21 protein-coding genes are annotated in these 23,060 nt (G+C 44.8%); 11 read left to right on the top strand and 10 right to left on the bottom strand.

What is annotated here, in order from left to right; genetic code table 11:
* Position 1 precedes the first annotated feature (1 nt).
* The 5 genes from VL525_RS05220 to VL525_RS05200 are packed head-to-tail and all read right to left on the bottom strand — an operon-like array spanning position 2 to position 4,102.
* On the bottom strand, positions 2 to 460 hold the full coding sequence (locus VL525_RS05220) for a ubiquinol-cytochrome c reductase iron-sulfur subunit (RefSeq protein WP_325384087.1): 459 nt from the start codon (positions 458 to 460) through the stop codon (positions 2 to 4).
* Between the two features lie 18 nt (positions 461 to 478).
* On the bottom strand, positions 479 to 1,408 hold the full coding sequence (locus tag VL525_RS05215; protein WP_325384085.1) for a DUF5777 family beta-barrel protein: 930 nt from the start codon (positions 1,406 to 1,408) through the stop codon (positions 479 to 481).
* Positions 1,409 to 1,455: 47 nt separating this feature from the next.
* On the bottom strand, positions 1,456 to 2,001 hold the full coding sequence (locus tag VL525_RS05210) for a YceI family protein (protein ID WP_325384083.1): 546 nt from the start codon (positions 1,999 to 2,001) through the stop codon (positions 1,456 to 1,458).
* Between the two features lies 1 nt (position 2,002).
* Complete coding sequence (locus tag VL525_RS05205; RefSeq protein ID WP_325384081.1) at positions 2,003 to 3,400, bottom strand: hypothetical protein; 1,398 nt, start codon at positions 3,398 to 3,400, stop codon at positions 2,003 to 2,005.
* A 57-nt stretch (positions 3,401 to 3,457) separates the two neighbouring features.
* Positions 3,458 to 4,102 (bottom strand): sigma-70 family RNA polymerase sigma factor, encoded by a 645-nt coding sequence (locus VL525_RS05200; protein ID WP_325384079.1) that lies wholly within the window; start codon positions 4,100 to 4,102, stop codon positions 3,458 to 3,460.
* A gap of 267 nt (positions 4,103 to 4,369) precedes the next feature.
* Here VL525_RS05200 and VL525_RS05195 point away from each other — a divergent pair, with 267 nt between their 5' ends.
* The 8 genes from VL525_RS05195 to VL525_RS05160 all read left to right on the top strand — a co-directional run bounded on the left by VL525_RS05195 (position 4,370) and on the right by VL525_RS05160 (position 13,808).
* A complete protein-coding gene (locus VL525_RS05195; protein ID WP_325384077.1) occupies positions 4,370 to 5,170 on the top strand; it encodes a glycosyltransferase family 2 protein in 801 nt (266 codons plus the stop codon).
* Between the two features lie 87 nt (positions 5,171 to 5,257).
* Positions 5,258 to 6,667 (top strand): oligosaccharide flippase family protein, encoded by a 1,410-nt coding sequence (locus tag VL525_RS05190; protein WP_325384075.1) that lies wholly within the window; start codon positions 5,258 to 5,260, stop codon positions 6,665 to 6,667.
* Positions 6,668 to 6,760: 93 nt separating this feature from the next.
* Complete coding sequence (locus tag VL525_RS05185) at positions 6,761 to 8,410, top strand: hypothetical protein (RefSeq protein ID WP_325384073.1); 1,650 nt, start codon at positions 6,761 to 6,763, stop codon at positions 8,408 to 8,410.
* Positions 8,400 to 9,362: a glycosyltransferase gene (locus VL525_RS05180; protein WP_325384071.1), complete on the top strand. Its 963-nt coding sequence runs from the start codon at positions 8,400 to 8,402 to the stop codon at positions 9,360 to 9,362. Before VL525_RS05185 ends, VL525_RS05180 begins: the two co-directional genes overlap by 11 nt.
* Positions 9,362 to 10,450 carry a glycosyltransferase family 4 protein gene (locus VL525_RS05175; protein ID WP_325384069.1) on the top strand — a complete coding sequence of 363 codons (1,089 nt, stop codon included), beginning with the start codon at positions 9,362 to 9,364 and terminating at the stop codon, positions 10,448 to 10,450. The genes VL525_RS05180 and VL525_RS05175 overlap by 1 nt, the downstream gene beginning before the upstream one ends.
* Entirely contained in the window at positions 10,447 to 11,583 is a 1,137-nt protein-coding gene (locus VL525_RS05170; protein ID WP_325384067.1) for a DUF1972 domain-containing protein, read from the top strand. The genes VL525_RS05175 and VL525_RS05170 overlap by 4 nt, the downstream gene beginning before the upstream one ends.
* Positions 11,555 to 12,871 (top strand): O-antigen ligase family protein, encoded by a 1,317-nt coding sequence (locus VL525_RS05165; protein WP_325384066.1) that lies wholly within the window; start codon positions 11,555 to 11,557, stop codon positions 12,869 to 12,871. Before VL525_RS05170 ends, VL525_RS05165 begins: the two co-directional genes overlap by 29 nt.
* Positions 12,872 to 12,890: 19 nt before the next feature.
* On the top strand, positions 12,891 to 13,808 hold the full coding sequence (locus VL525_RS05160; protein ID WP_325384064.1) for a nucleotidyltransferase domain-containing protein: 918 nt from the start codon (positions 12,891 to 12,893) through the stop codon (positions 13,806 to 13,808).
* A 51-nt stretch (positions 13,809 to 13,859) separates the two neighbouring features.
* Here the strand turns inward: VL525_RS05160 and VL525_RS05155 are convergent, their stop codons facing one another.
* The 5 genes from VL525_RS05155 to VL525_RS05135 all read right to left on the bottom strand — a co-directional run bounded on the left by VL525_RS05155 (position 13,860) and on the right by VL525_RS05135 (position 19,589).
* Positions 13,860 to 14,681 (bottom strand): class I SAM-dependent methyltransferase, encoded by an 822-nt coding sequence (locus VL525_RS05155; protein ID WP_325384062.1) that lies wholly within the window; start codon positions 14,679 to 14,681, stop codon positions 13,860 to 13,862.
* On the bottom strand, positions 14,678 to 16,207 hold the full coding sequence (locus VL525_RS05150; protein WP_325384059.1) for a B12-binding domain-containing radical SAM protein: 1,530 nt from the start codon (positions 16,205 to 16,207) through the stop codon (positions 14,678 to 14,680). Before VL525_RS05150 ends, VL525_RS05155 begins: the two co-directional genes overlap by 4 nt.
* A gap of 75 nt (positions 16,208 to 16,282) precedes the next feature.
* Positions 16,283 to 17,335, bottom strand: coding sequence for a radical SAM protein (locus VL525_RS05145; RefSeq protein WP_325384057.1), 1,053 nt, complete (start codon positions 17,333 to 17,335; stop codon positions 16,283 to 16,285).
* A gap of 2 nt (positions 17,336 to 17,337) precedes the next feature.
* Positions 17,338 to 18,060, bottom strand: a complete 723-nt coding sequence (locus VL525_RS05140) for a class I SAM-dependent methyltransferase (protein ID WP_325384055.1) — start codon at positions 18,058 to 18,060, stop codon at positions 17,338 to 17,340.
* Between the two features lie 26 nt (positions 18,061 to 18,086).
* Entirely contained in the window at positions 18,087 to 19,589 is a 1,503-nt protein-coding gene (locus VL525_RS05135; RefSeq protein ID WP_325384053.1) for a B12-binding domain-containing radical SAM protein, read from the bottom strand.
* Between the two features lie 210 nt (positions 19,590 to 19,799).
* Here VL525_RS05135 and VL525_RS05130 point away from each other — a divergent pair, with 210 nt between their 5' ends.
* The 3 genes from VL525_RS05130 (at position 19,800) to VL525_RS05120 (ending at position 23,059) form a co-directional block, all read left to right on the top strand.
* Positions 19,800 to 20,552: a class I SAM-dependent methyltransferase gene (locus tag VL525_RS05130; protein WP_325384051.1), complete on the top strand. Its 753-nt coding sequence runs from the start codon at positions 19,800 to 19,802 to the stop codon at positions 20,550 to 20,552.
* A 7-nt stretch (positions 20,553 to 20,559) separates the two neighbouring features.
* Entirely contained in the window at positions 20,560 to 21,687 is a 1,128-nt protein-coding gene (locus VL525_RS05125) for an amidohydrolase family protein (RefSeq protein WP_325384049.1), read from the top strand.
* A gap of 421 nt (positions 21,688 to 22,108) precedes the next feature.
* Positions 22,109 to 23,059: a GNAT family N-acetyltransferase gene (locus tag VL525_RS05120; RefSeq protein WP_325384047.1), complete on the top strand. Its 951-nt coding sequence runs from the start codon at positions 22,109 to 22,111 to the stop codon at positions 23,057 to 23,059.
* The last annotated feature ends 1 nt before the right edge of the window (position 23,060 follow it).

Below are 23,060 nucleotides of genomic sequence, written 5' to 3'. Positions count from 1 at the left end.
GTCAGGCCGAAACAGTAAGCGTTGTACCGTCTATTGATACCGTATACTGGTGCAGCGATGTCGACGCCGGGCCAACCAATACTGCTCCTGATTTGCTGAACTCGCTTCCATGAGCCGGGCAAATAAATCGTTGCTGGCCGTTGTTATAGTTAATTGCTGTTCCCTGGTGGGTACATGCAACCTGTACCGCGGTAAATGAGCTTGCGTCGTTCCCGTCTGCTATCCTGACAATAATTACGCCGGATTGAGTCTTTGAACTTCCTATACTGGTAAGCTGGCTACTCAGGTCGACCGTAAATAAGTTGCCGCTGCCTGTTGTTGGTGGCGGCGTTGCTCCGCCCACGTTAACTCCACCGGGATTTGGGTCGCTGCTTTTCGATCCGCAACTTGCCAGGCTGCAACCGGCACATACTGCGGCCATAGTAATGCCAAACTTGGCCAAAAATTCACTTCTTTCCATGTTTCTTCTTGTTGTAATTTACCACTTCTTTTCCTTTTTCCTGTTAAAATCGAACATACGTGATATGGTAAAGCCGAAACGGTATTCGCCCCTGCCCCAACTGGCTTGTGAGTTGCTTAAGCTATTGATCTGAGAAATTGCCCTTGCATTGGTAAAGTTAAGGGTAAATACGTGGCCGCCTGTTTCAAATTCGGCCCCAAAACCTAATGGGTCCTGGAAACCATTTGCGCTTGTCCGGTAGTTTGAGAAGGGATGCTCCCAGTCGACAAGGATGCTCATGTGCTTGGTTACCTTTAATCTTCCTGCTGCTGTTAACGAAAAAAATGAATTTTCATTGCCGGGCTCGTTCGGAATGGGTTGGTTATCTGAGACAAACACCGGTGATACCTCCAGCGAAAACGCCTGGGTAAACTTGCGAGAGAAAACAGCCTGGGCAATATAGGAAAGGCGATCGCCGAACGACCCAAAATTTCCGTAAGGACGAACCCCTGTACCTCCCATTAAGGCTATACCCAGGGGCGAACTATCATCATTTGTTTGATGCAACAGTGCATATTTCAACTGCAATTCTACCAGTTGCCCGATTGTGCTGCGGCCGAAGTTGATATTAAAATTATCGGACACACCATACTCAAAGCCAATATACACATCGTTAACGGCATCGAGCCCAAATAAGGTACGGGCGCCGCCGGGACCTGTAGCAATATCGCCGAAACGGTGTATCACAAGAAAGTTAAGGTTCTTTTTTCTCACCATTTCTGTAGTTGGCGAGAAAATGAGCCGGGTAGCTTTAAATGCGGAAAGTATGTGCTCGTGCTTATCATCATCAGCGCTAAGCGAGTTCATCAGCGAATCGGCAGATGGTTCCTTCTTTGCCGTATCTGTTTTTTGCGCTTTCACCCCAATACACAGGGCAAGCAGTGCAATAAGGATAATTGACTTTTTCATGTTTGGGTAATTAGTTGGTTGTTGACTGAATTTATTTATTAAGGGTATTAATTTTTATACGGTGCGTAAGTTGCTGCCACCCGTATGCGTATATTTTCGGCAATGTGATGAAATACGATCTGCGGTATATCTATCTTATGGTCGGCGCATTTTACGATAAACTCTGAAGTCATTGAAATCACTCCTCCATTCACCTTTATCTCGCCCTTTATCGTGCGCGTCTGTTTAATACCGTGTACTTCCAGTTCGCCGGTTACATTAACCGGGTAAGTACCGTCTTTGGACACATCAGGCGGCGATTGTATTTTCCCTTTAAAGCTGGCCTTCGGATATTTATCACTCTCCATATAGTTTTCGTTAAAATGTTCCTCCATCAGCGACTTTTCAAAATGCAGCGAGCGAATGGGCAGGCTAAAGCTTAACTCGCCTGTGGATGCTTTATACACAGAGACAGCCCCGGCCGAATTGGCTTCGATATCCTCGATAGGGGCGCTGGAATACATGTTGATTTTCGCGTTTTTGCAGATATAGATATCCTGGCCCGCCTGGAAAGCTGTGAGCCAGGCAAGTAAAAGCATACTTAAATATTTCATTTTAATCCGGTTTTTTGAATGAATTAAGGTTCCAGCTAAAGCCTACAGCTACACCGGCCGATTGCAGCTTAGCCTGGCTGGCCCCCACGTTTGACAATGGTAGTTTTAAATAGGGTTGAAAAGATATTCCGAATTTGGAATTGATCTGGTGATCGTACGTCGCGTCCAGGTTAAGTACTCCCAATATGTTTCGGTTCTTGTTGATCACACTATATCCGGCTGGGCCATACGCATAGGCCCCGCTATAATTAAATTTATAATCCTCGCGCAAAATAATGTATGAAGACAGTCCTGAACCTATAGTTATTTTATTCCCCCGGTTTTTATACACCTGGTAATTCACGTTCAACGGTATATCCAGCATTCTGCAGTTTACACCGATGGTTGAAGGGTTTTGATAAGGGAAAGTGTAACTGGTATGATAATCTGCAAAGTTTTCCTTATAGGGTTTAATAGAATACATCAAACCGGTTGTGAACGTCCATTTATTCACATTTACCGAGAATAACCCGCCAATATTTCCTCCGACCCTTGCACCTTGCAACGAGTTTACACCGTTCATATCGGTAGTGGCGATGGCACTTAAAGCAAATATCGCACGATTTGCTCCCGCAGATCTTCGCTTCGGCTTTGCAGCCACGACACCGGTTGCTTCGTCCGGCCTGGCCTGGGCCGCTGTTTCATCTTTTTTCCCATTGGCTGTTGCAGTTGCAGCTGTGGTGTTCGTTGTCAAATTATTGGCCTCCGCATGGCTATTTTGTGCATCCACAGTTCCTAATTCCTTTTTGTCATTATCCACTGTTTTAGAAGAAGTGTTAGCTGCCACTGCATTGATACCAGTTGAGCTACCGGCGGCATCAACGGTGCCGGGCTCCTTCTTATCCCTGGTTTCTCCTTTTTTATCAGAAGTTAAAGCAGTATTATTTTGGTTTTTAACTGATCCTTTAACCGGTAATAAAGCGGCCGGCCCCACCGGCAAATAAGGTAAAGAACGATTTGCGTTTTTTTGCCGCCCGTGGTGAACCGGGTTTGTGGCGTAATTGGCAGGCGTGAGTATTTTCTGTTTGCTGCTATCTGCCGATTCATGCCGAATGGCGCCGCCGCTTGTACCGGTATCTTTCTTCGAAGGCTTGGCAACGGTTAATTGCGGCTGACCTTTTTTATTGTTGTCGGTTTCAGGCTTAGGTCTGAAAAACAACCAGCCCAGCACCACCAGCACGATAGCCGCCGCAGTGCCCAGCCAGGGCAATAAGAAAATTATCGCAGGGCGTTTTCTGTCCTGGTCGAGGAGTTGTTCCATGGCATCCCAGTCAGCCTCCCTGTATACAGGTTCGCCGGCCGGGTTGTCGAGCCCGTTTTTGAACAACCTATCTAAATCCTCATCCTTCTCTTTTTTCATTTTCTTTTCTCAACGGTGATGAAATCATTACGGGCGTTTTTTAATACCCTCCGCGTTTCAGTCCCTGTTATTTTTATTAAAACCCACCCCCGAAATATCAGCTTTTTTAATAGCCACGATAGGTGTGTAATCCATGCCATTATTATAATTCCCACCCGATGAAGATGGCGCATCGGCATCAAGTATCATCTGCTTTAGTTTTTGCCTGGCCTTATGCAAATTCGATTTGGATGTGCCCGGCGAAACATTTAAAAGCTCGCCTATCTCTTCGTGCGTATAGCCCTCAATTGCAAAAAGGTTAAATACCGTACGGTAAGCCGGTGGCAGCTTTTGCACCATTTTCAACAGATCGTCATAATTAAGCTTCCTGTCGGCCAATTCGCCATCGCTTATCCCCTCTGCCTTGTCCAAGTCGTCGGTATACGCCATTTTCAAATTAGCCCGGTAATAATCGATGGATGCATTCATCATGATCTTTCCGAGCCACGCCTTAAAGGGCCTGTTCCGGTCGTAGGTTTCGATACGCGTAAACACCTTGAAAAAGCCCTGATTCATCACCTCGGCAGCTTCATCGCGGTTATTGGCGTAGCGCAGACATATACCCATAGAGAAGCCATAAAATACTTTGTACAGCATTTTCTGACTACTTCTGTCCTTGCTTATACAGCCGCTGATCAGTTGGTGTAACTCTTGTTCACCCATAGGGTCATCACCGTTTTATTATATTAACCTTATCACCCGTTATCACGTCCAATCGCAAAAAAAGGTTGCCTAAGGCCAACAATATTCACGTAATACACTTATTATCAAGTAATTATTTTGAAAATGACTTTCAATGCATTTATAATACCTTGGGTATTAATTAAATTTAGGGATAATAACCGGTTCAATACCAAACATCCCCAATAATTTATCGGCACAGGCAACCTTTGTTTTGCCCGCAGCGTGATAACTACAAATATATATCTGATGACCCCGATCTCTGTTGTTATCATTACAAAAAACGAGGCTGATTCCATCGCCCGGTGCATTAAAGCATGCCGATTAATAAGCGACGATATCATCGTGGTTGATAATGAGAGCACCGATGGAACGGCATCCATCGCCTTTCGCAAAGGATGCTATGTCTATCACGAGGATTGGGATGGGTATGGGGCTAACAAAAACAAAGGCATTTATTATGCAAAGCACGACTGGATATTAAGTATTGATGCGGATGAGATGCCCGACGAGGAACTGATACGAGACTTGCGCAACCTGACGCTGCATAACCGGGAGGTAGTTTATGATATTGCTTTCAAATCGTATTACGGCAAAAAACCTATAAGGTTTGGCGCCTGGGGCCGAGATCATCATATCCGATTGTTTAACCGTCAATTAGTGCGATGGAACGAACCGCCTGTACACGAATCGTTAATACTGTCGCCCGTAATTAAAGTTAAAAAACTGAAAGGGCACATTCACCACTTTTCAGTAAAAGACAACCAGGAATGTTCTGACAAAACTGTCCATTATGCTAAACTAAGTGCTGAAAAATATTTTTTGTTTGGCGAGCGGGGAAGCTTAGTAAAGCTATACCTGGCACCGGCCTTTCATTTTTTTAAAAATTATATCATATTTTTAGGTTTCCTGGATGGGCGCGAAGGCTGGCAAATTGCCCGGAGCATTGCCAGGCATACTTTCTTAAAATACCGCCTGCTTCAAAAGCTTACAAAAAGCAGCTATCCCGAATCGCATGCTGTTAAGGACAATTTGGTGGTAGAGTATTGATAAGTCCTGAAACCGGAAGTTTTTACTCTTAAGTCTGTCGTGGTTAAGAATACATACTTTTGGCCTAACAAACAACCAAACCCTTTAATGAAAGCAAAGCTGGTAAAAAATCTTTCGGCCAATACTTTACAGCTTGTCATTAATCAATTATCCGGCCTTGTTATTTTTTATGTCCTTTCGGTCGGCCTTGATAAGAATACCTTTGGCGAAATAAACCTTGCCCTGGCACTGATGTTAACCTCGTTCAGCATCCTGGCGTTTGGAATAGAACAGGTATCTGTGCGTAAGATAGCAGGGGGTGACAGTCCGCAACAGGTTTTGTCGCTTTACATAATTCATGTGCTGATAACGGGCTGCCTGTTTTATAGTTTGCTGTTGCTGGGCCGCTTGTTCTTTTCGTCCCACATCAGCTATTATAACATAGTGCTGCTGATCGGCATCGGGAAAACAGCTATACATTTCTCTATGCCGTTCAAACAGGTAGCTGTCGGGATGGAACGTTTCGGGCTGCTTGCGAGGATGTGCGTGGTTACGAATCTCTCTCGCGCAATCGGATTGATCGTCCTATCATTATTACACCTCGTAAATCTGCAAACAGTACTTTTTGTATTTGTCGGTGGCGATGTACTGGAGCTGTTAACCGGGATTTATATTTTCAAAAAGGAAACTGGTTTACCTGCTGCGTTGCAATGGAACGGGAAAGCCTACCTGACGCTTTTGAAGGAATCGTTGCCGCAATTGGGTGTCGTGCTCATCACATCAGCACTTGCACGGTTCGACTGGATATTCATAGGGATATTTGTATCCGCCCTAAAATTGGCCGAATATAGCTTTGCTTATAAAGTTTTTGAACTATCAGGTTTGCCGCTACTGGCTATTGCCCCGGTACTGATACCCTGGTTTACCCGGATATTCAAAAATGGCTCTCCTAACCCCGCAAACTTAAAATTACTTGCCCGGGCCGAAATGGTGGTTGCATCTTTTACCATTTTGTTAGTTAATATCTGCTGGACGCCGTTTATCGATCCGCTTACACACGGCAAATACGGATCAGTAAATGAGCGAACAATTTTCCTATTGTCCCTGTGTATCCCGCTGCAATACCTTTGCAACCTGCTTTGGACCATCTATTTTGCAAAGGGGCAGTTAAAGCTGATATTACGTGCGTTCGTAATTACCCTTTGTGTGAATATTACGTGCGATATTATCCTGATACCGTTATATAAAAACGAAGGCGCTGCCATAGCATGTTTGGCGGGCTTTATAGCCCAGTCTATTTACTACTTAAGCAAGAATGAGATAAAAGTGCTGAATACAGGTATATATAATTTATTAATATGCGTGGGATGCGCCTCCATAAGTGTCCTTACTGCACGCGCACTTTTCACAAATAACACGATATCAATAGGGTTTGCAATAGCCACTTTTATCATCCTGCTTATTTTGACCATGCGGGTAAGGTCAACTGATATAAAAAGCATAAGGTCTTTATTCTGACATTAAATTACAGGCCCGTCAAATTACTATTTCCACAGGCAACCAATCAAATTTTGGTGCCGTAACCCCCTGTATAAACAAGGATATTCCTAAATGGTTACGGGCACCACTTCTTATAATTTAAACCGGCTAAAAAACCTTGCCGACTGGAAACTACTTTTATTCCTGGTACTTTTTCTTGATGTCAAGCTGATCGTAAAAGTCGCGGCTATTGTACTTATTTATTTGCTGCAGTTCGACTTCAAATTTGGTTTCAGTCTCAAAAACTCAAGGCTACCACTTTTTTACCCGGCAGTTATAGGTATAGCCATACTCGACTGGCTCATCGGCGGAAACCACAGCCTTAATTACAGCCTGGTTTTAGTTACCGGCATCGGCTTTTGGCTGCTGTGCATCCTGGCTATGCACCAGGTAAAGCTTTCGGTAGATAACCACGATACAGAAACCATCCACCGCACCCTTATCTTATTTTTTATCCTGAATGCGTTGTTATCGTTTATCAACATCGCGGCTATCGTATATGAAACAGGCTATCTCAATCCCTACACCTACCAGGGCCAACACCAGAAATATTTCATTGGCACCGGCGATTACATCAGGGGGCTCACATTTGATACCTCGACCACAAACGCGGTTTTAAGTGCTTTTGGCGTTATTTACTTTCTAAGCAAAAAAAACACCGCCATGCTACTATTATGCATGGCTGTTTTGTTGCTTACCGGCAGCAACTTTATCAATATTTTGCTTTCGGCCGTCCTGCTGGCGATACTGATTATCAAAAGCAGTAGAGACCAAAAAAGCCTGGTATCAATATGTTTTATGTTCCTCGTATTATTCGCGGTCAAAATATCACCGCAAAGTTATGTCTATGTGCACGAAACCATTAAGAACAACTTTTTTCCACAACCAATAGTAAAAAAATCACCGGTAAAGCCACTACCCTATATTACCCTTAGACCAGATAGTACTCTAACACCTGAAGAAAGAAGGGAAAAAACAGCTCGTGGTTACCTTGACAGCGTATTCCTTGCGGTTTACCCCAACCCCATGCCCCAACCACCCAGATACCCGATAAGGACATCAGGCGGGCGGATAATTGTGCCGGGCGTGAATATTCTTTTGAGCCCTTACCAGCATGCGGCCGAAACAACAGCCTATCAAAGACAATTGCTTGGATATATTGACCGGCATAAGGCTGTATTGCCACTTTCGGGAGATGGAGGCGAGGCTCCCCGAAAGATGGGTAAGATGATCGCCTCCAACCAGACCATTAATTTTTTGAAGGCTCACCCGATCAAATTGATCGCCGGCAATGGTGTAGGAAATTTCTCATCTAAACTCGCTTTCAGGGCGAGTGGCATCGGGCTGGCCGGTGGTTATCCTCATCAGTATACTTACGTCAATACTGATTTTCTTACTAACCATCTTGATCTGTATCTAAGTTTCTTCAGCAAAAAATCAGATTACCAGTCACTAACCAATTATCCCGGGTCGGTATACGATCAGTTATTAGCCGAATATGGCCTTCTTGGGGTATTGTGTTTTTCAGTATGTTACTTGTGGTACTTTGCCCAACACTATAAAAAACTCACGTACGGCATCCCCATGTTCATCATGCTGCTTGCTGTATTGACCACAGATTACTGGTTCGAACAATTGTCGGTGATCCTGTTGTTCGAATTGCTGATGCTGCTAAATATCAAGGAAAGTTACACTAAATTAAACCCCAGTCATGCAAACTGAACGCCCCGAAATAACGGTGCTGATGCCTGCATACAACGCGGCTAAATACTTGCGCGAGGCGGTAGATTCGATGTTGCAACAAACCTTCACCAATTTCGAACTGCTTATTATAAACGATGGTTCGACGGATGACACTGCAGAAATAGCACTATCGTTTACTGACCCACGGGTCGCCTTTGTAAACTGCGAACATAAAGGTGTTGCTGATTCCCTCAATACCGGTTTGAAGCTGGCTAATGCACCATTAATTGCCCGGTTTGATGCTGATGATATTTGCGACCCAACAAGATTGGAAACCCAATTCAACTTTCTGTATGATCATCCCGAATATGTGTTGGTAGGCAGCGATGCTGATTACATTTTGGAGCATGGCGAATTCCTGTTCTGCTTTAAATGTATTGCACACTCCGATGACGAAGTGCGGGATAACCTGTATGTATACTGCCCGTTCATCCATTCAGCTGTCATGTATCGCAGGGAAGCCGTGATCAGGGCAGGTGGTTATAATATTCACGCTCACAATTTTGAGGATTACTTACTTTGGACCAACCTGGCCAAGGTGGGAAAGATGCAAAATTTGCGTGAACCGCTTATCAAAGTGCGACTTAATGCGTCGTCCGCAACGATTGACGAGAAGTGGCGCGGCGAGCGTTTCAGGCAGTTAAAGCGACAGGCCACTACACGTGGTTCTATCACCGAGGAAGAAGGGAATGAACTGCTTGAGATCATCAAACGACAGGATGTACGAAAAATAAAGGAAGGCGCTTACCACGCCCTTTGCGGTAAGAAATTCCTGGCCAATAACTATCAGCCAAAAAAAGCGCGTGTGCATGTTAGACAAGCCATCAGCATAAGGCCGTTACGTTTCGACAATTACCTGCTTTATGCTGCAAGCTATTTGCCCGAGTCGTTTATTGCCTGGCTGCACAAATTAAGCCCAAATCGTTTGTGATGAAAAGATTGGATATCAAGGTGGCCTTTATTACGCGGTCGACACTCTATCGTGTTCCCGGCGGTGATACTGTGCAGGTAAAAGAAACTGCACGGCACCTTCAAAATATGGGTATCTCAGCGGAAATAAAACTGGCAGATGAAGATATTGACTATGACAGGTACAACCTGCTGCATTTTTTTAATCTAACCAGGCCCGCAGATATTTTGCGCCACAGCAAAAAAGGGCAAAAACCGTTTGTGATATCTACCATACTATGTAATTACAGCGAGTATGATAAGCAATACCGTAAAGGCATAAGCGTGCTATTTAACCTGATGCCGGGCGACGGTATCGAATATGTTAAAGCGATAGCACGCTGGCTTAAAGGGAATGATTACCTGCCAGGGCCTGAATATTTATGGCGCGGGCAACGGAACAGCATTATCCGGGTATTAAAAAATTCGGCGATGATATTGCCAAATTCAGTATCAGAATACGAACGTATAACGCAAACTTACCCTTGCAAGGTTAAATACGCCATCGTACCAAATGGTATAGACAATACCCTGTTCCGAAGGGATAGTTCTGTACAAAAAGACGGCAAAATGGTGCTGTGCGTGGCCCGGATAGAAGGCATAAAAAATCAGCTGAATTTGATCAGGGCGCTTAATAATACGCATTTCAAACTTGTGCTTATTGGCTCACACGCACCAAATCAAAAAGCCTACTACGACGAATGCCGACGCATAGCCGCCGCCAATATCACCTTTGTTGATCATATACCCCAGGCGGGATTAGTGACATACTATCAAAAGGCTAAAGTGCACATACTGCCAAGCTGGTTCGAAACTACGGGCCTCAGTTCGTTGGAAGCAGCTGCAATGGGCTGCAATGTTGTGATAACCGGCAAAGGTGATGCAAAGGAATACTTCGGCAATAACGCATGGTATTGCGATCCTGCCGATCCGCAAAATATACGCTCGGCAGTAGAACAGGCAAGCCTTAGCGATTATAATGACACCCTGCACGAAGCGATACTAAAAAAGTACACCTGGCAACAGGCTGCCCTGGAAACTTATAAAGCTTATCAAAATATTAACTTATGAAGAACTTAAAAATTGCCATTTTAGGAACGCGCGGTATCCCGAATCATTACGGGGGGTTTGAGCATATATCTGAATATGTATCGGCGGGCCTGGTAAAACGCGGGCATTCGGTAACAGTTTATAATTCGCATAATCACCCTTATAATGCCAACACATGGAACGGTGTCAATATTCGCCATTGCTACGACCCGGAATACGTGATAGGGACGGCCGGCCAATTTATTTATGACCTGAATTGCCTGATAGACGCCCGCAGGCAAAAGTTTGATGTCGTGCTCCTTATGGGCTATACAAGTTGTTCGGTATGGGGTAAGCTATACCCGCCAAATAGCACTATCATTACCAATATGGACGGGCTCGAATGGAAACGTTCCAAGTATTCAAAACCTGTACAGCGTTTCCTTAAATACGCCGAAAAACTGGCGGTAAAACACAGCCAGTTTTATATTTCCGATTCGAGGGTGATCAAAGAGTACCTGGAAAACAAGTACCGCATTCACAGTGAATATATTCCCTACGGCGCGGATGTCTATTCAGAAAAGGAGCGCGAGCAGGTAAGCAAAAATGATGCATTAAGAGAGGACTACTTTTTGCTGATGGCACGAATGGAACCCGAAAATAATATAGAGACGATACTGGAGGGTTTTAACAACAGCAATTCGCGGCGAAAATTTATGGTTTTGGGCGACACAAGCAACCGTTTTGGACAATTCATCAGCCATCGTTTTAAAAATGATGAGCGCATTAGTTTCAAAGGAGCCATATTCGATAATGGAAAAGTGCGGGCCTTACAAAATAATTCCTACCTGTATTTCCACGGACATAGTGTGGGTGGAACCAATCCATCCTTGCTGGAGGCTATGGCGAGCGAGGCGTTGATAGCCGCGCATAACAATCCTTTCAATAAGTCGGTGCTGAACGCCGATGCATTTTATTTTTCAAATGCTCATGAAGTACGTGAAATAGTGGAAACCGTGCAGCGCACAGGAAACGAGCAATTAATGGTGCGGAACAACCTTAACAAAATAGCCTTCCAGTTTAACTGGGGAAAGATCGTAGATGAATATGAGTCGTTTATTGTGGAATGTTACGAACGGAAGAACCATGAAGGAATTGTTGCTACCCGGGGGTAGCCTGGCAAACAAGATCAGTTATTATCACCTGGCGCTTTTGCTGGTCAGCCTGCCTTTTGATCGCTTTTACAGTCATTTGATCCTCGGCAGCTTTGCAATACACACCTTTATACATTTTAACAGGGTGACATTAAAACCGGCATTTACATGGCGAACACTCGTTTTGCAGTCGGTATTTTTTGTTACGGCTATCAGCACTATTTATACAGCGGATAAAAATTCAGCTTTCAGGGAATGGGAGCTTGACATAACTATTTTTATAATACCTATCCTCTTTTGCATCAATCCAATCGACCTGAAAAAATATGGACGGCGCTTACTGCTCATTTTTTCACTGGGTATTGCCGCCACTATTATTTACCTGTATATAAATGCCGTAATAACATTAAAATTTTACCATTTACCCGTATCGACGATATTTTCGGCTGCATTCACTAACCATAACTTTTCGGAGCCGATAAATATACATGCCACGTATTTGTCGCTGCAGGTGGCGCTGGCGCTGGTATTTATGCTTTCATTGTTTATTAAGGAAAGGAGTCGTGCATATAAAATTTTTTACAGCATCATCTCCATGATATTACTTGTCGGGATCATCCAGTTGGGGTCAAAATCTATATTTATAGCCCTTTTTCTTATTATAAATATCGCTTTCCCATTGTTTATTTTAACAGGAACCGCCAGGAAACGATTTATCTTAACGTCTGCTGCTGTAACGGTATTAATTGCCGGGGTGATATACAATTCAGCCACCTTCAGGGAGCGTTACCTGACAGAGTTTCAGGCAGACTTCTCGGCCTCAAAAAATGATTTGAGTGTGGAGTCCCGTGTTTTAAGATGGGGAGCCGCCGTCGACCTGATCAAACAGGCGCCGGTCACGGGGCATGGCGCGGGTTCGGAAATACCCTTGCTGAAGGAAAAATATTTTGAGCAGAAGTATTATACGTCGTTCCTGTACGGGCTAAATGCCCACGATCAGTATCTAAGCCTGCTTATCAAGTCAGGGATATGGGGGCTGCTGGCCTATCTTACAACGTTATTCTATGGCTTCAGGCTGTCCGTCAGAAAAAAGGATATCATGTTGTTCAGCTTGATGCTGCTGGTCGCCGTTGTATCCGTTTCCGAAAACTTGCTCGACATGGATAAAGGGGTAATATTTTACAGCTTGTTCTTTCCATTCCTTGTATTCAGGTGTACACAGCAGGAAGATTCGGTTTTAGCTGTAAAAAAGCATCGAAATCCGGATAAGGTGGCAACCAATCAAGTGCTTGTCACGTCATCATTATAGTAATCCAATTGATACTGTCTTGTCAGATCTCAGGAGAAATATATTAGCCACGCTCGCTTACTTCGACCTGTTCAGTTACCCGCTGACGATGGATGAGATCTATTTGTTTTTGCCTGTAAAATGCGCCGTTGAAGATTTTGAATACGCATGCCGCGGCCTTGTGATTGACAGGCACGTGCACAAATTCGACAAGTTTTATACGTTGCGTAACGATTATTTTTTGATCGAACGCCGCGAAAAAGGCAATTTTAAGGCTGCTAAATTAATTGCAACCGCAAAAAAAGTAGGTGATTTGCTCATACGATTCCCTTATGTGCGGGGTATCGCTATATCGGGCTCGCTTTCCAAAAACTTCGCTGATAATGATTCGGACATCGACCTGTTCATTATCACGGCTAAAAACAGGTTATGGATAGCGCGTACCATGATGCATTTGTTTAAGAAACTGACTTTCCTGGTAAAAAGGGAGCATTATTTCTGCATGAATTATTACATAGATGAGCAGGATCTTCTTATCCACGAAAAAAACATATATACCGCTACGGAGGTTGCCACATTGATCCCACTGAACGGTGACACAATGTTTGAGCAATTTTTTAACGCGAACACCTGGACAAGAGAATATCTGCCAAATAAACACCTTCGCATCGCAAGTGCAAAACCGGTGAAGGATTCCCTGCTTAAAAAAATTGCCGAATTTATTTTTAACAATCCCGCAGGCGATGTTTTGGATAATTTGCTGCTGCGGATCACTGCAAATCGCTGGCGCAAAAAAATGCTGTTAAAGAAAAAGAACAACCGGGGAATCATACTTGCGATGGATGCCGGCAAACATTACACTAAGCCGGATCCGGCCAATTTTCAAATGAAGCTGTTAGCGCATTACCGGAACAAAGTGTCGCAGGTACTGGAGCGGTGTGAGCGTATCGTCGTCTAATAGAAAAAGTAGTACTTTGTCATTAAACATAGACTGTAACTGCGCCAGCAACTATTTCTTCCTTAACGAAATAATGTAATAATCCCCCACCACTCGCCAGGGCCACTTAGTTTTCAGCTTGTTTTCCCATTTTTTAAGGAACCGGAAGGCTTTAGGGTATTTTTCGGCAAAACCTTCGATATACGATGGGGGAACTATGGTGCATAGCCCTTCCAGTCCAACCAGGTCGAATTCCTTTTTCAATTTCCGGGTAATGTAAGAGGGGTTGTAATACCAGCATTTAAAAAATGTTCCCTCTACTCTCGCCTTTCGCCCCCGCCGGCTGAAGAATCGCCGGAAAGCTGTACGAAACTTGCCCTTGAATATAAGCGAGGTCTCCCACAGGCAAAATTTGGGAAGGACAACAAACGTTATTATACCACCAGGATGAAGTAATTGAGGCAAAGACGCCAGCACCCTATCAAGTTCTCCGGTGCAATTAAGGCCGGCAAAATTGGAAAATATGAGGTCGAACGGGCCTTTATTTTTCAGGTCGGCCAAATTAGTGTATGAGCAAAGCTCGAAACTGACCTTTTTGTTCATTTTATGTTTACCAATCTTTTGCACCAGCTGGTAAAGCATACCTGCCGAGATATCTGTTGCATGTACTTTGTACCCCTTGCCCGCAAAAAAAACAGCGTCCTCCCCGGTACCGCAATTTAGCTCGAGGATAGAACCACCGGGGTTAATACGTTTTAATACGTGCCGGCGAACACGCTCTCTTTTGTAAGCGATGATAGTATCGTCGCCATAAATTTCGTCGAACACGGCGGACTGGCCGCCAAATGCTTCGGCGGCTTTTTGTTCGTTAATATAGTCTACCGCCGAACTCATGCAAGCGCTTTCTCAAGCCGGTTTAGTTTGAATTTCTCTATCAGCGTAGCCGGCATGTGATAAAATACCGACAGCGCTTTTCTAAGTCTTTTCATATTAAAACTTAACGGATCTTTCAGCAACTGTACTGCGCTGTTGCGGGCCAGGTGCTGATGGTAATTCTGGTGCACGTAGCGGTGAAGCTGCTTATAAAAGGTGGGCGGAAAAGTATTGCTAAACATCAAAGCCATCTCGTCCGAATCGGTCCAGTTAGTTTTGGTTTTAAGCTGTTCTTTTACCCTTTCGTAAAACACCGTACCCGGCAAAGGATATGATACCGATATACCGATCTCAAAAGGCAGGAGCGCATTGATCATATCGATGGTTTTGCTGATATCTTCTTTCATCTCGCCCGGATAGCCAAACTGGATAAAAAATGACGGTTTGATACCGGCATCTTTCATCAGCCGGGTAGCGGTAAATATCTGCTGAACGGTAATGCCCTTGTCCATGGCATCCAGTATTTTTTGCGAACCGCTTTCCGCGCCTATCCATGCATTTTCACACCCTGACGCCGCCAGGGCATGCACCAATTCTTCCTCCAGCAGCAGATCGGCACGCGATTGGATCTTGAACCTGATATTGATCTTTTCTTTTTCCATCAGCCTGGCAAACTCCAATACCCAGCCGGGTTTAAGGCCGAAAATATCGTCGCAAAACCAAATGTGGTCCATATCAAACCTGTTTTTCAGCATTTTTATCTCTTCCACTACATTCTGCGGGCTGCGCGAATTATAACGGTTGCCGTAAATGGGCTTTGCGCACCAGTTACATTTGAAAGGGCAGCCGCGTGTGGTACTCATGTTCAATGAAAAATAACCCGCGTGCTTCAGCCAGCTTTGCCGATATTGCTGCATGTTCACTAAGTCCCAGGCGGGAAATGGCAGGGCATCCAGGTCTTTCAATACAGGGCGTTGAGGGGTTTTAACAACACAACCTTTATACATATAAGCCAGGCCCATCACTTGCGATAAATCGGGTATTTCACTTTTCAATGCTTCTGCAAGCTCTAATAAGGTGTGTTCCCCTTCGCCGAGGATGACAAAATCCGCTCCTTCACTCAAATAATTCTCATAACGATCGGTAGAATCAGAGCTGCAAACAATGACCTTGCAGCCACGTGACCTGGCCACTTTGCACATACCAAATGCGGCCACGCGCATATTGGTGAGGCACATTTTGGTGAGGTAGTTAAAGCCATCGTCATACACTACGAAAAAACCGGGTTGATGCTCATCAAGCGCAGCTATCACTTCTTCCGGGCCATTAGCAAACATCACATCGAAAAGGGACACGTTATAGCCGTTCTGACGCATTAAGGCCGCAGCATAAAGCGTGCCTAAGGGCGGATAAGGTTGCCCCAGCGACCATTGTTTTGGATCGAAACGCAGGAAATAGGAATGTGAAAACAGGATGCTGTTTTGCGGCTTCATTATAGGCACTACGCCAGTGGTTGATAATGGGTTGCCTAAGTTTTGGGTGTGCAAAAAATAATTAAAAAAATGGCAACGGAGCTGCACCGCGCCGGGCGGCGGCCCTTCCAAACAGAAAGGTAAAATGAATTAAACAATAGGGTTCATTCGGGGCGGAAGGTTTAGCGAGCAAACACACTTTACACATATTTCGTTCTTATCCATATCCAGCGTTTTGCGGAAATTTACCGCGTTTTCGCTGTTAAGAATGTGGGTAAGTGAATTTTGCCTGATGTTCCCGATGGGATCATGAAAGAAACAGGGGCGTACCGCGCCGTCGGCCTCGATAACCGCCGACACCCAGGGGGCGTTGCAGTGTTTATAAGGAAAAGCGTTCAGCCCGTAAAAAGCAGCGTAGTACGCATATATCTGCTGTATCTTCTCCGGCGATTCAGCAATAAAACGGGTGTAGAAATCCGTACTGTTTTCTTTCAGCATTTTACTGATCACGCTTTGCAGTTCGGGCAACTCCTTTTCTGATAGCAATATTTCGTGCTGTCGCGGCTCTTCCCAGGCCATCTGCCGGTTAAAGGCGTGGCTGCTTACGTCGGCAGGTAAAAAGCTGACCTGGTCCAGGCCCATGGCTTTTGCTTCATGAATAACAGAAAGCCAGTTCCAAAAGTTGAGACGATGGATCACCGTCCGTGCTGTGATCCTGTAATTGGGGTTTAATTTATGGATATACTGTACACCATCTTTCAGCTTTTGAAAAGCGCCCGGGATATTTCTGATCGCATCATGCAGTTGTTGATCGCCATCGAGTGATACGATGATATCGTTCACCCATTTAAGCAGTTGATCCCCATGGTGCTTTATCGTCAGGCCGGTGGTAAGCAGGGACACTTTGATGCCCACTTTATTCAGTATTTCGCATAAACGAAAAAAGTTTTGGTTAAGCAGCGCCTCACCACCTGACATTACTACTTGCTTTGTACCTAACTCAACCAGCGACAAAAGTAAACCTGCCACGTCCTCCTCGGTAAGCTGCTGCAGGTTTTTGTTATCCTTCCATATATCGCACATTACGCATCGGCAATTGCAGGCGCTATGCGGCATCAGGATAACGATGGGCAGCGCGGTGACGCGGTGTGTGCGCAGGGTTTTATAGCGATGATAGGTATGACGAAGGGAAAATGCCGCCATTTTTATTGATTAATAGTGATCCAATGAAACGGTCCGCGTTTATCCAGCAGGCGCATTATGCTGTTCGGGTTCAGCAAAATATGGTGCTGCATACCCGAAAGCTCCTCGATAGAGTGATGAAAATATTGCCCGGCCATTTCAGGAAACCCAAGTGAGTTATAATAATTGCGGCTTCGGGCATTTGCCCTTTCCACTTCTTCAGGCTTGTAAAAATGAGTATCCATTATGTGTACTTCGCCGTCCGGGTTCAACATGGAAAGCGCCTGGTCCATAATGGATTTGACAGAAGGAAAATATTGAATTGACGCGGCGAACACGATCACGTCGAACTTAAAATCAGCAAAGGTATCATCGTTAAAAACGTCGTAAACAAATTCAAGGTTATCTTTTACAAACACCCTGCTGGCCTGGCTAATCTCGGCCTGGTTGATATCCAGCCCGATAACATCAGCACCGGCAATTTCAGCCAGTTTGGCTGATAACCAGCCATTGCCGCAACCCACTTCCAATATCCGCAGCGACCGCCCTTTTTTCCGCAGGTAACTTATCAGCCGCCGGGATGAGCGCTTGCGTATATCCCATTCAGCGGCATGTACATGCAACGGGGCGATATCCGGCAGCGTGCGTAACTGCTCATCAGTATATACCCTTTTTTCAAGTTTCCTTACAGCAAGGTAAAGGTCCTCGAAATCGGTTTTAACTATCGGCTGCGTTTTAGTTAACATTTATCGGCTTTACAAATACGCTTTTTTTAAAAACCCTGTATCTCCGGCTGGCGGTATTTCCACATCCGTTGCAACAATTTTATCTCGTAGGGGTATTTATACATATTTACCTTGTAACGCACGCCGGCCACCAGTTTAATGGCCCTGCGTTTAAGATCATTAAGGCGTATATCGGTTACGGTTGGATATACGCCGTTCAGAACCGTTTCGAAGTTCCTGATCTTATCTATCATTTCCGGGGTGAGCCATGGTGTCAAAGGGTTTTTGCGCATGTCGAAATTCTCCCAGGCCGGGCTTATCCAATCTTCCAAAGCCTGCGGGTATTTGAATCCCTGTTGCTGCACCTGTTTGAAAAGCGCCGATCCTTCAGTCGGCACCGGGCTATAGGTGTACAGCACAATTTCGGTGCGCGGGTTTACCGCCTTAACCTTTTTTATAAAATCTATCTCAAAATCAATCTGTTCCTCAACCTGTTTAGCGGTTGGCGCGGGTGTGCCCAGTACAAAGGAATATTCGGGAATAATGTCGAATTTCTTTAACCGTTCCGCAAAGCGAATGATCTGGTCGCCGGTTTGGGTACCGCCTTTATCCAATTGTTCCAGGATCAGGTTGTTCCCGCTTTCGGCACCGAAGAAGATGATCTTGCAACCGCCTTCGCGAACGGCGGCAAGCGACACATCGCTGAACTTATCCATCGTGTCGATACGCGCCATTCCCCACCACGACATCTTTTCGGGTTTGATCAGTTTCGAAAATTCAACGGTACGCTTTTCGGAAACAAAGAAATTATTATCGTGAAACTCGATAGCATCAGCCCCCCATTTATCTTTGATGTATTTAACGTCGTTATATACATTCTTTGCCGATTTGGCTTTCCAGCGCGCTTCATATATCGGCACTACAGCACAAAACGAACAGGTAAACGGGCAGCCTATGCTGGAATGATAAGCCATGGTGCGTTCGCCCAAATAGGTGCGCCCCAGGTACCATTTATCTATCGCGTAAAAATTGTTCAGTTTATCGTAAGGTAATGGCGGCAGGGGGTCCTGTTCAAACAGGTCTTCCTTTGGGTTTTTGATGATATCGCCATTGGCATAATAGATCACATTTTTGATAAACTCGTATGGTGTACCTTTTTCCAGGGCATCTATAAGGGCCGGGAAGGCATGATCGCCGGGACCATTGATCACAAAATCGACATACCGTGATTCGAGGACGGCCTTTGGCTGGGTGGAAGGAAAATATCCTCCCCAGATCATAACTGTCCCCGGAAATTTTTCCTTTATAGCTTTAGCAAACGGAATGCCCTGTTTTAGCTGCGGCCCAGGCATAATGGTAAAGCCGATATATTTGAATTCGCCGGTTTCAAGGTAACTTTCCAATTTGGCTAAGGGATCAGCCTCGCAATTACCATCCACAATGGCCCATTCATATCTCCCCTCCACAGATGCAGCGATACTTAATATGGAATTTGGTATCCGGTGTTTGGCAACCGCGCTTTTTGGATTAAATAACAGGATCTTATTCATATAGGACCAATATTCTAAATAACGATGGGCCGAAACCCATCGTTACTAAACAGCTAATAAAACAGGAACAACCAAGCGATTAATTATGCTCCACGTCATAAATAGTTACGTTTTTGAAAATTGCCGGGTTGCCTGCTGAGCGAAATAAAAATCAAGCATGGCAACCCTTGCTAAAAAGCACCCGTAACCCAAATAATAAGCTAATAGCACTTGATCCCCGCAATTAAAAACTATATCAGCCGGCGCATTTTAAAGCCTGATGTTCCGGAGAAAGAATCGGCAGACGCATACGATCTGTGGTCGGCAAATTACGACAGGCAGCCCGGCAACCTGATGCTTGACCTTGACGAGGTGCTTTTCAGCAAACTCTTAAAATCGATTGAACTGGAAAATAAGAATGTCGCAGATATTGGTTGCGGTACGGGGAGGCATTGGAACAAAATATTAGCCAAAAACCCGGCCCTGCTTACCGGGTTCGACGTGTCGGACGGCATGCTGGCCAGGCTAAAGGAAAAATACCCGGCAGCGTACGCGTACAAGATCACGGACGACCTCTTCATGGAGGCGCGCAATGCCCCGTTTGATGTTATTCTATCCACTCTTACCGTAGCACACATCGGGAACCTGGAGCGGGCCCTGAACCGTTGGTGCGAGATACTGAAAGCCGATGCGGAGATCGTTATTACCGATTTTCATCCCAAGATGCTCGCTTTTGGTGGCAAAAGAACATTCAGATATAAAAATAAGAGCCTGGCTGTACGTAACTATGTATACCCGGTAGAAACCATTAAGGATGTTTTACAGGGCAATGGATTTAATATAGTGAAGGAGGAAGAATTCAAAATTGATGAAACAACCCGGAGCTATTACGCCGAACAAAATGCGTTGCCTGTTTATGAGCAATTTAAAGGGTTCCCGGTGATCTATGGCGTTCACTTGAAACGGGGTAATGATCCTGAATAATTTAAAAATGGCAATTACAGGCGCCCCGGTGAATATCCGGGTAGCAGACGGCCGGATCGCAAATATTTGGGCCTCGCCGCTGGGGCATGTACCGGGAGAGTTCAACCTGGAATTTAAAAATGCGATCGTTTTTCCGGGATTGATCAACTCGCACGACCACCTGGATTTTAACCTTTTCCCAGCGCTTGGCGACCGAACCTATAGAAACTATACGGAATGGGGAAGGTACATCCATAAAACCTATAAGGACAAGATAGAACGGGTGATGAAAGTACCAATTGGCTTGCGCGAACAGTGGGGTATTTATAAAAACTTGCTGAACGGTGTTACAACCGTGGTAAACCATGGTAAAAAAATCAAAAAACATGCAGGGCCCATTTCAGTGTTTGAGAATTGCCAGTGCATACATTCCGTACAATTTGAAAAAAAATGGTGGCTATCGCTGAACAACCCGCTTAAAATGAATCTACCGGTAGCTATTCATACCGGCGAAGGTATTGATGAGGCGTCTGCAAAAGAGATCGACAAGCTAATCGGGCGCAATGTTTTAAAAAGGGACATTATTGGCATACACGGCGTTGCGATGAACGAGGAACAGGCACAATCGTTAAAGGCCCTGGTTTGGTGTCCCGAGTCAAATTATTTTTTACTTGGTAAAACAGCACCCGTGGCACAGTTGAAAGAGAATGTACCTATCATGTTCGGTACGGATTCGACCTTAACGGGTAACTGGAACCTGTGGGAGCATATCCGCAAGGCAAAGGCCACCAAACAATTAACAGATATTGAATTATTTGAAACCCTTACCACTAACGCGGCAAATACCTGGAAACTGCAGACCGGGAAAATTGCGGAAGGAAGGGACGCCGATATCGTTGTAGCAAGGGAAAGAAAAGGCGCATCAGCAACCGAAGCATTTTTTATGCTGAACCCGGAAGATATATTAATGGTTGTACACAAAGGACATATCGTCCTTTTTGATGAGGACCTCTATACCCAATTGAAAAGTATAGACCTGGATAATTATGGGCGCGTTTACATTAAAACGGCATGTAAGTATGTTTCGGGCAATTTACCACAACTGATGCACAGGATAAGTGAATTTTACCGCGGGGTAAGCTTCCCGGTTATCTAAGAAAATGTCGCTTGCTATCAAAAACAGCTGGATGAAAAGCGGGACAATAACTTTGGGAATAGTGACAAGTATGTATTATCTTTATTATAGGAAACGTCAGGTGATGTTAAAGCTGAGATGATGATGAACTTGTATCCGCTGGCCCCCTTCAGAGAGAACAAGCCCACTTACACCGGTTGCCGGGCAAAACAATTCCGGGAAAAGGTAGTTTATAAAACGATACATTGCCTCGCATTTCCCCGTCCCGTTTATACTCGCGAAACGGCCGGCGAGGTTAAGAAAAATGGTTATTCAGTGTTGCCAGCTCCCGGGCAGTTATCGTCAAAAGATCACAAAAGCATTGTAATAAAAACATATTTGACGATAGTTCTATTGCCGCTGCTCATCAGCCGGGTGCACGCTATTCTAACCGCCGCATGACATGAGCGATAATAACAAGGCACGGGAATATACGATCGAAAGGCTGAACAAAAATAACCTGTCCGACCTTGACCTGCTACACAGGGCCGTTTACCGGAAAAACCATGCACCCGGGTACTATGAAAAAAAATATGATACTGCCTACACCGGTGTTCAGCATATTGGGTATATCGCTTATGATATGCAGCATGCTCCAATCTCTTTTTACGGCGTTGTCCCTTGTTTTATCCGGTACGGTAACGAGCTGCATTTGGCTGCCCAATCGGCTGATACGATAACGCACCCAAGGTATAGTTTCAAAAACCTGTTTGTTCAATTGGCCAATTTGACCTTCGACCTGTGCCGCGACGAAGGTATAGTGCTTGTGTTTGGGTTCCCAAGCCAGAACTCGCTCCATGCTTTCCTGGTGAAACTTAAGCTGCAAATGACCGAAATGATGGATTGCTATATCATTCCGGTAAGTTTTATACCAGTAGAAAGGCTGGCAAAGAAAATCCCGTTTACACGCAGGTTTTACAAGCGTCATGAAGCCCGTGTGCTGAAACCTTACCTGGCGGCAGTCAACGGTGTCGAAAACTCTGTCATCAAAAATGGATTCGCCGGGGTAAACCGCAATGCCCATTATTTAAAATACAAAGCCTACCATCCAACACACGTAATTAAAATAGGAAATGCTTTGCTGTGGATAAAAATACGCAACGGGCTTATTGTAGGCGATATTAGCTGTGATGCCATAGAGTTTGACAGCATGATGGACGAGTTGCATAAGCTCGCCTTCCGGCTCGGCGTACAACGCATTCTGTTTCATACAAGCCATCAAACACAGCTTGCTTCGCTATTCGCAGAACGCTATGAAGCTATCCCGTCCTACTATGTCTTATTTAAAGATATGGGTTCGCACATACCGCTCGAAAAAATAAAGTTCACCTTTGCCGACATTGATATTTTCTAAC

This window comes from Mucilaginibacter sp., from assembly GCF_035492695.1.
In the GTDB taxonomy this organism is placed as follows: Bacteria; Bacteroidota; Bacteroidia; order Sphingobacteriales; family Sphingobacteriaceae; genus Mucilaginibacter.
The sequence above is the reverse complement of the archived record's forward strand: the minus strand, read 5'-3'. Positions and strand labels throughout refer to the sequence as shown.

Bases quoted from the DNA above. Each gene is read 5' to 3' on its own strand.
- VL525_RS05135 (WP_325384053.1), bottom strand. From the start codon at position 19,589: ATGAATAAGATCCTGTTATTTAATCCAAAAAGCGCGGTTGCCAAACAC.
- VL525_RS05170 (WP_325384067.1), top strand. From the start codon at position 10,447: ATGAAGAACTTAAAAATTGCCATTTTAGGAACGCGCGGTATCCCGAAT.
- VL525_RS05145 (WP_325384057.1), bottom strand. From the start codon at position 17,335: ATGGCGGCATTTTCCCTTCGTCATACCTATCATCGCTATAAAACCCTG.
- VL525_RS05165 (WP_325384066.1), top strand. From the start codon at position 11,555: ATGAAGGAATTGTTGCTACCCGGGGGTAGCCTGGCAAACAAGATCAGT.
- VL525_RS05215 (WP_325384085.1), bottom strand. From the start codon at position 1,408: ATGAAAAAGTCAATTATCCTTATTGCACTGCTTGCCCTGTGTATTGGG.
- VL525_RS05190 (WP_325384075.1), top strand. From the start codon at position 5,258: ATGAAAGCAAAGCTGGTAAAAAATCTTTCGGCCAATACTTTACAGCTT.
- VL525_RS05210 (WP_325384083.1), bottom strand. From the start codon at position 2,001: ATGAAATATTTAAGTATGCTTTTACTTGCCTGGCTCACAGCTTTCCAG.
- VL525_RS05200 (WP_325384079.1), bottom strand. From the start codon at position 4,102: ATGGGTGAACAAGAGTTACACCAACTGATCAGCGGCTGTATAAGCAAG.
- VL525_RS05125 (WP_325384049.1), top strand. From the start codon at position 20,560: ATGGCAATTACAGGCGCCCCGGTGAATATCCGGGTAGCAGACGGCCGG.
- VL525_RS05195 (WP_325384077.1), top strand. From the start codon at position 4,370: ATGACCCCGATCTCTGTTGTTATCATTACAAAAAACGAGGCTGATTCC.
- VL525_RS05180 (WP_325384071.1), top strand. From the start codon at position 8,400: ATGCAAACTGAACGCCCCGAAATAACGGTGCTGATGCCTGCATACAAC.
- VL525_RS05185 (WP_325384073.1), top strand. From the start codon at position 6,761: ATGGTTACGGGCACCACTTCTTATAATTTAAACCGGCTAAAAAACCTT.
- VL525_RS05175 (WP_325384069.1), top strand. From the start codon at position 9,362: ATGAAAAGATTGGATATCAAGGTGGCCTTTATTACGCGGTCGACACTC.
- VL525_RS05140 (WP_325384055.1), bottom strand. From the start codon at position 18,060: ATGTTAACTAAAACGCAGCCGATAGTTAAAACCGATTTCGAGGACCTT.
- VL525_RS05120 (WP_325384047.1), top strand. From the start codon at position 22,109: ATGAGCGATAATAACAAGGCACGGGAATATACGATCGAAAGGCTGAAC.
- VL525_RS05155 (WP_325384062.1), bottom strand. From the start codon at position 14,681: ATGAGTTCGGCGGTAGACTATATTAACGAACAAAAAGCCGCCGAAGCA.
- VL525_RS05205 (WP_325384081.1), bottom strand. From the start codon at position 3,400: ATGAAAAAAGAGAAGGATGAGGATTTAGATAGGTTGTTCAAAAACGGG.
- VL525_RS05220 (WP_325384087.1), bottom strand. From the start codon at position 460: ATGGAAAGAAGTGAATTTTTGGCCAAGTTTGGCATTACTATGGCCGCA.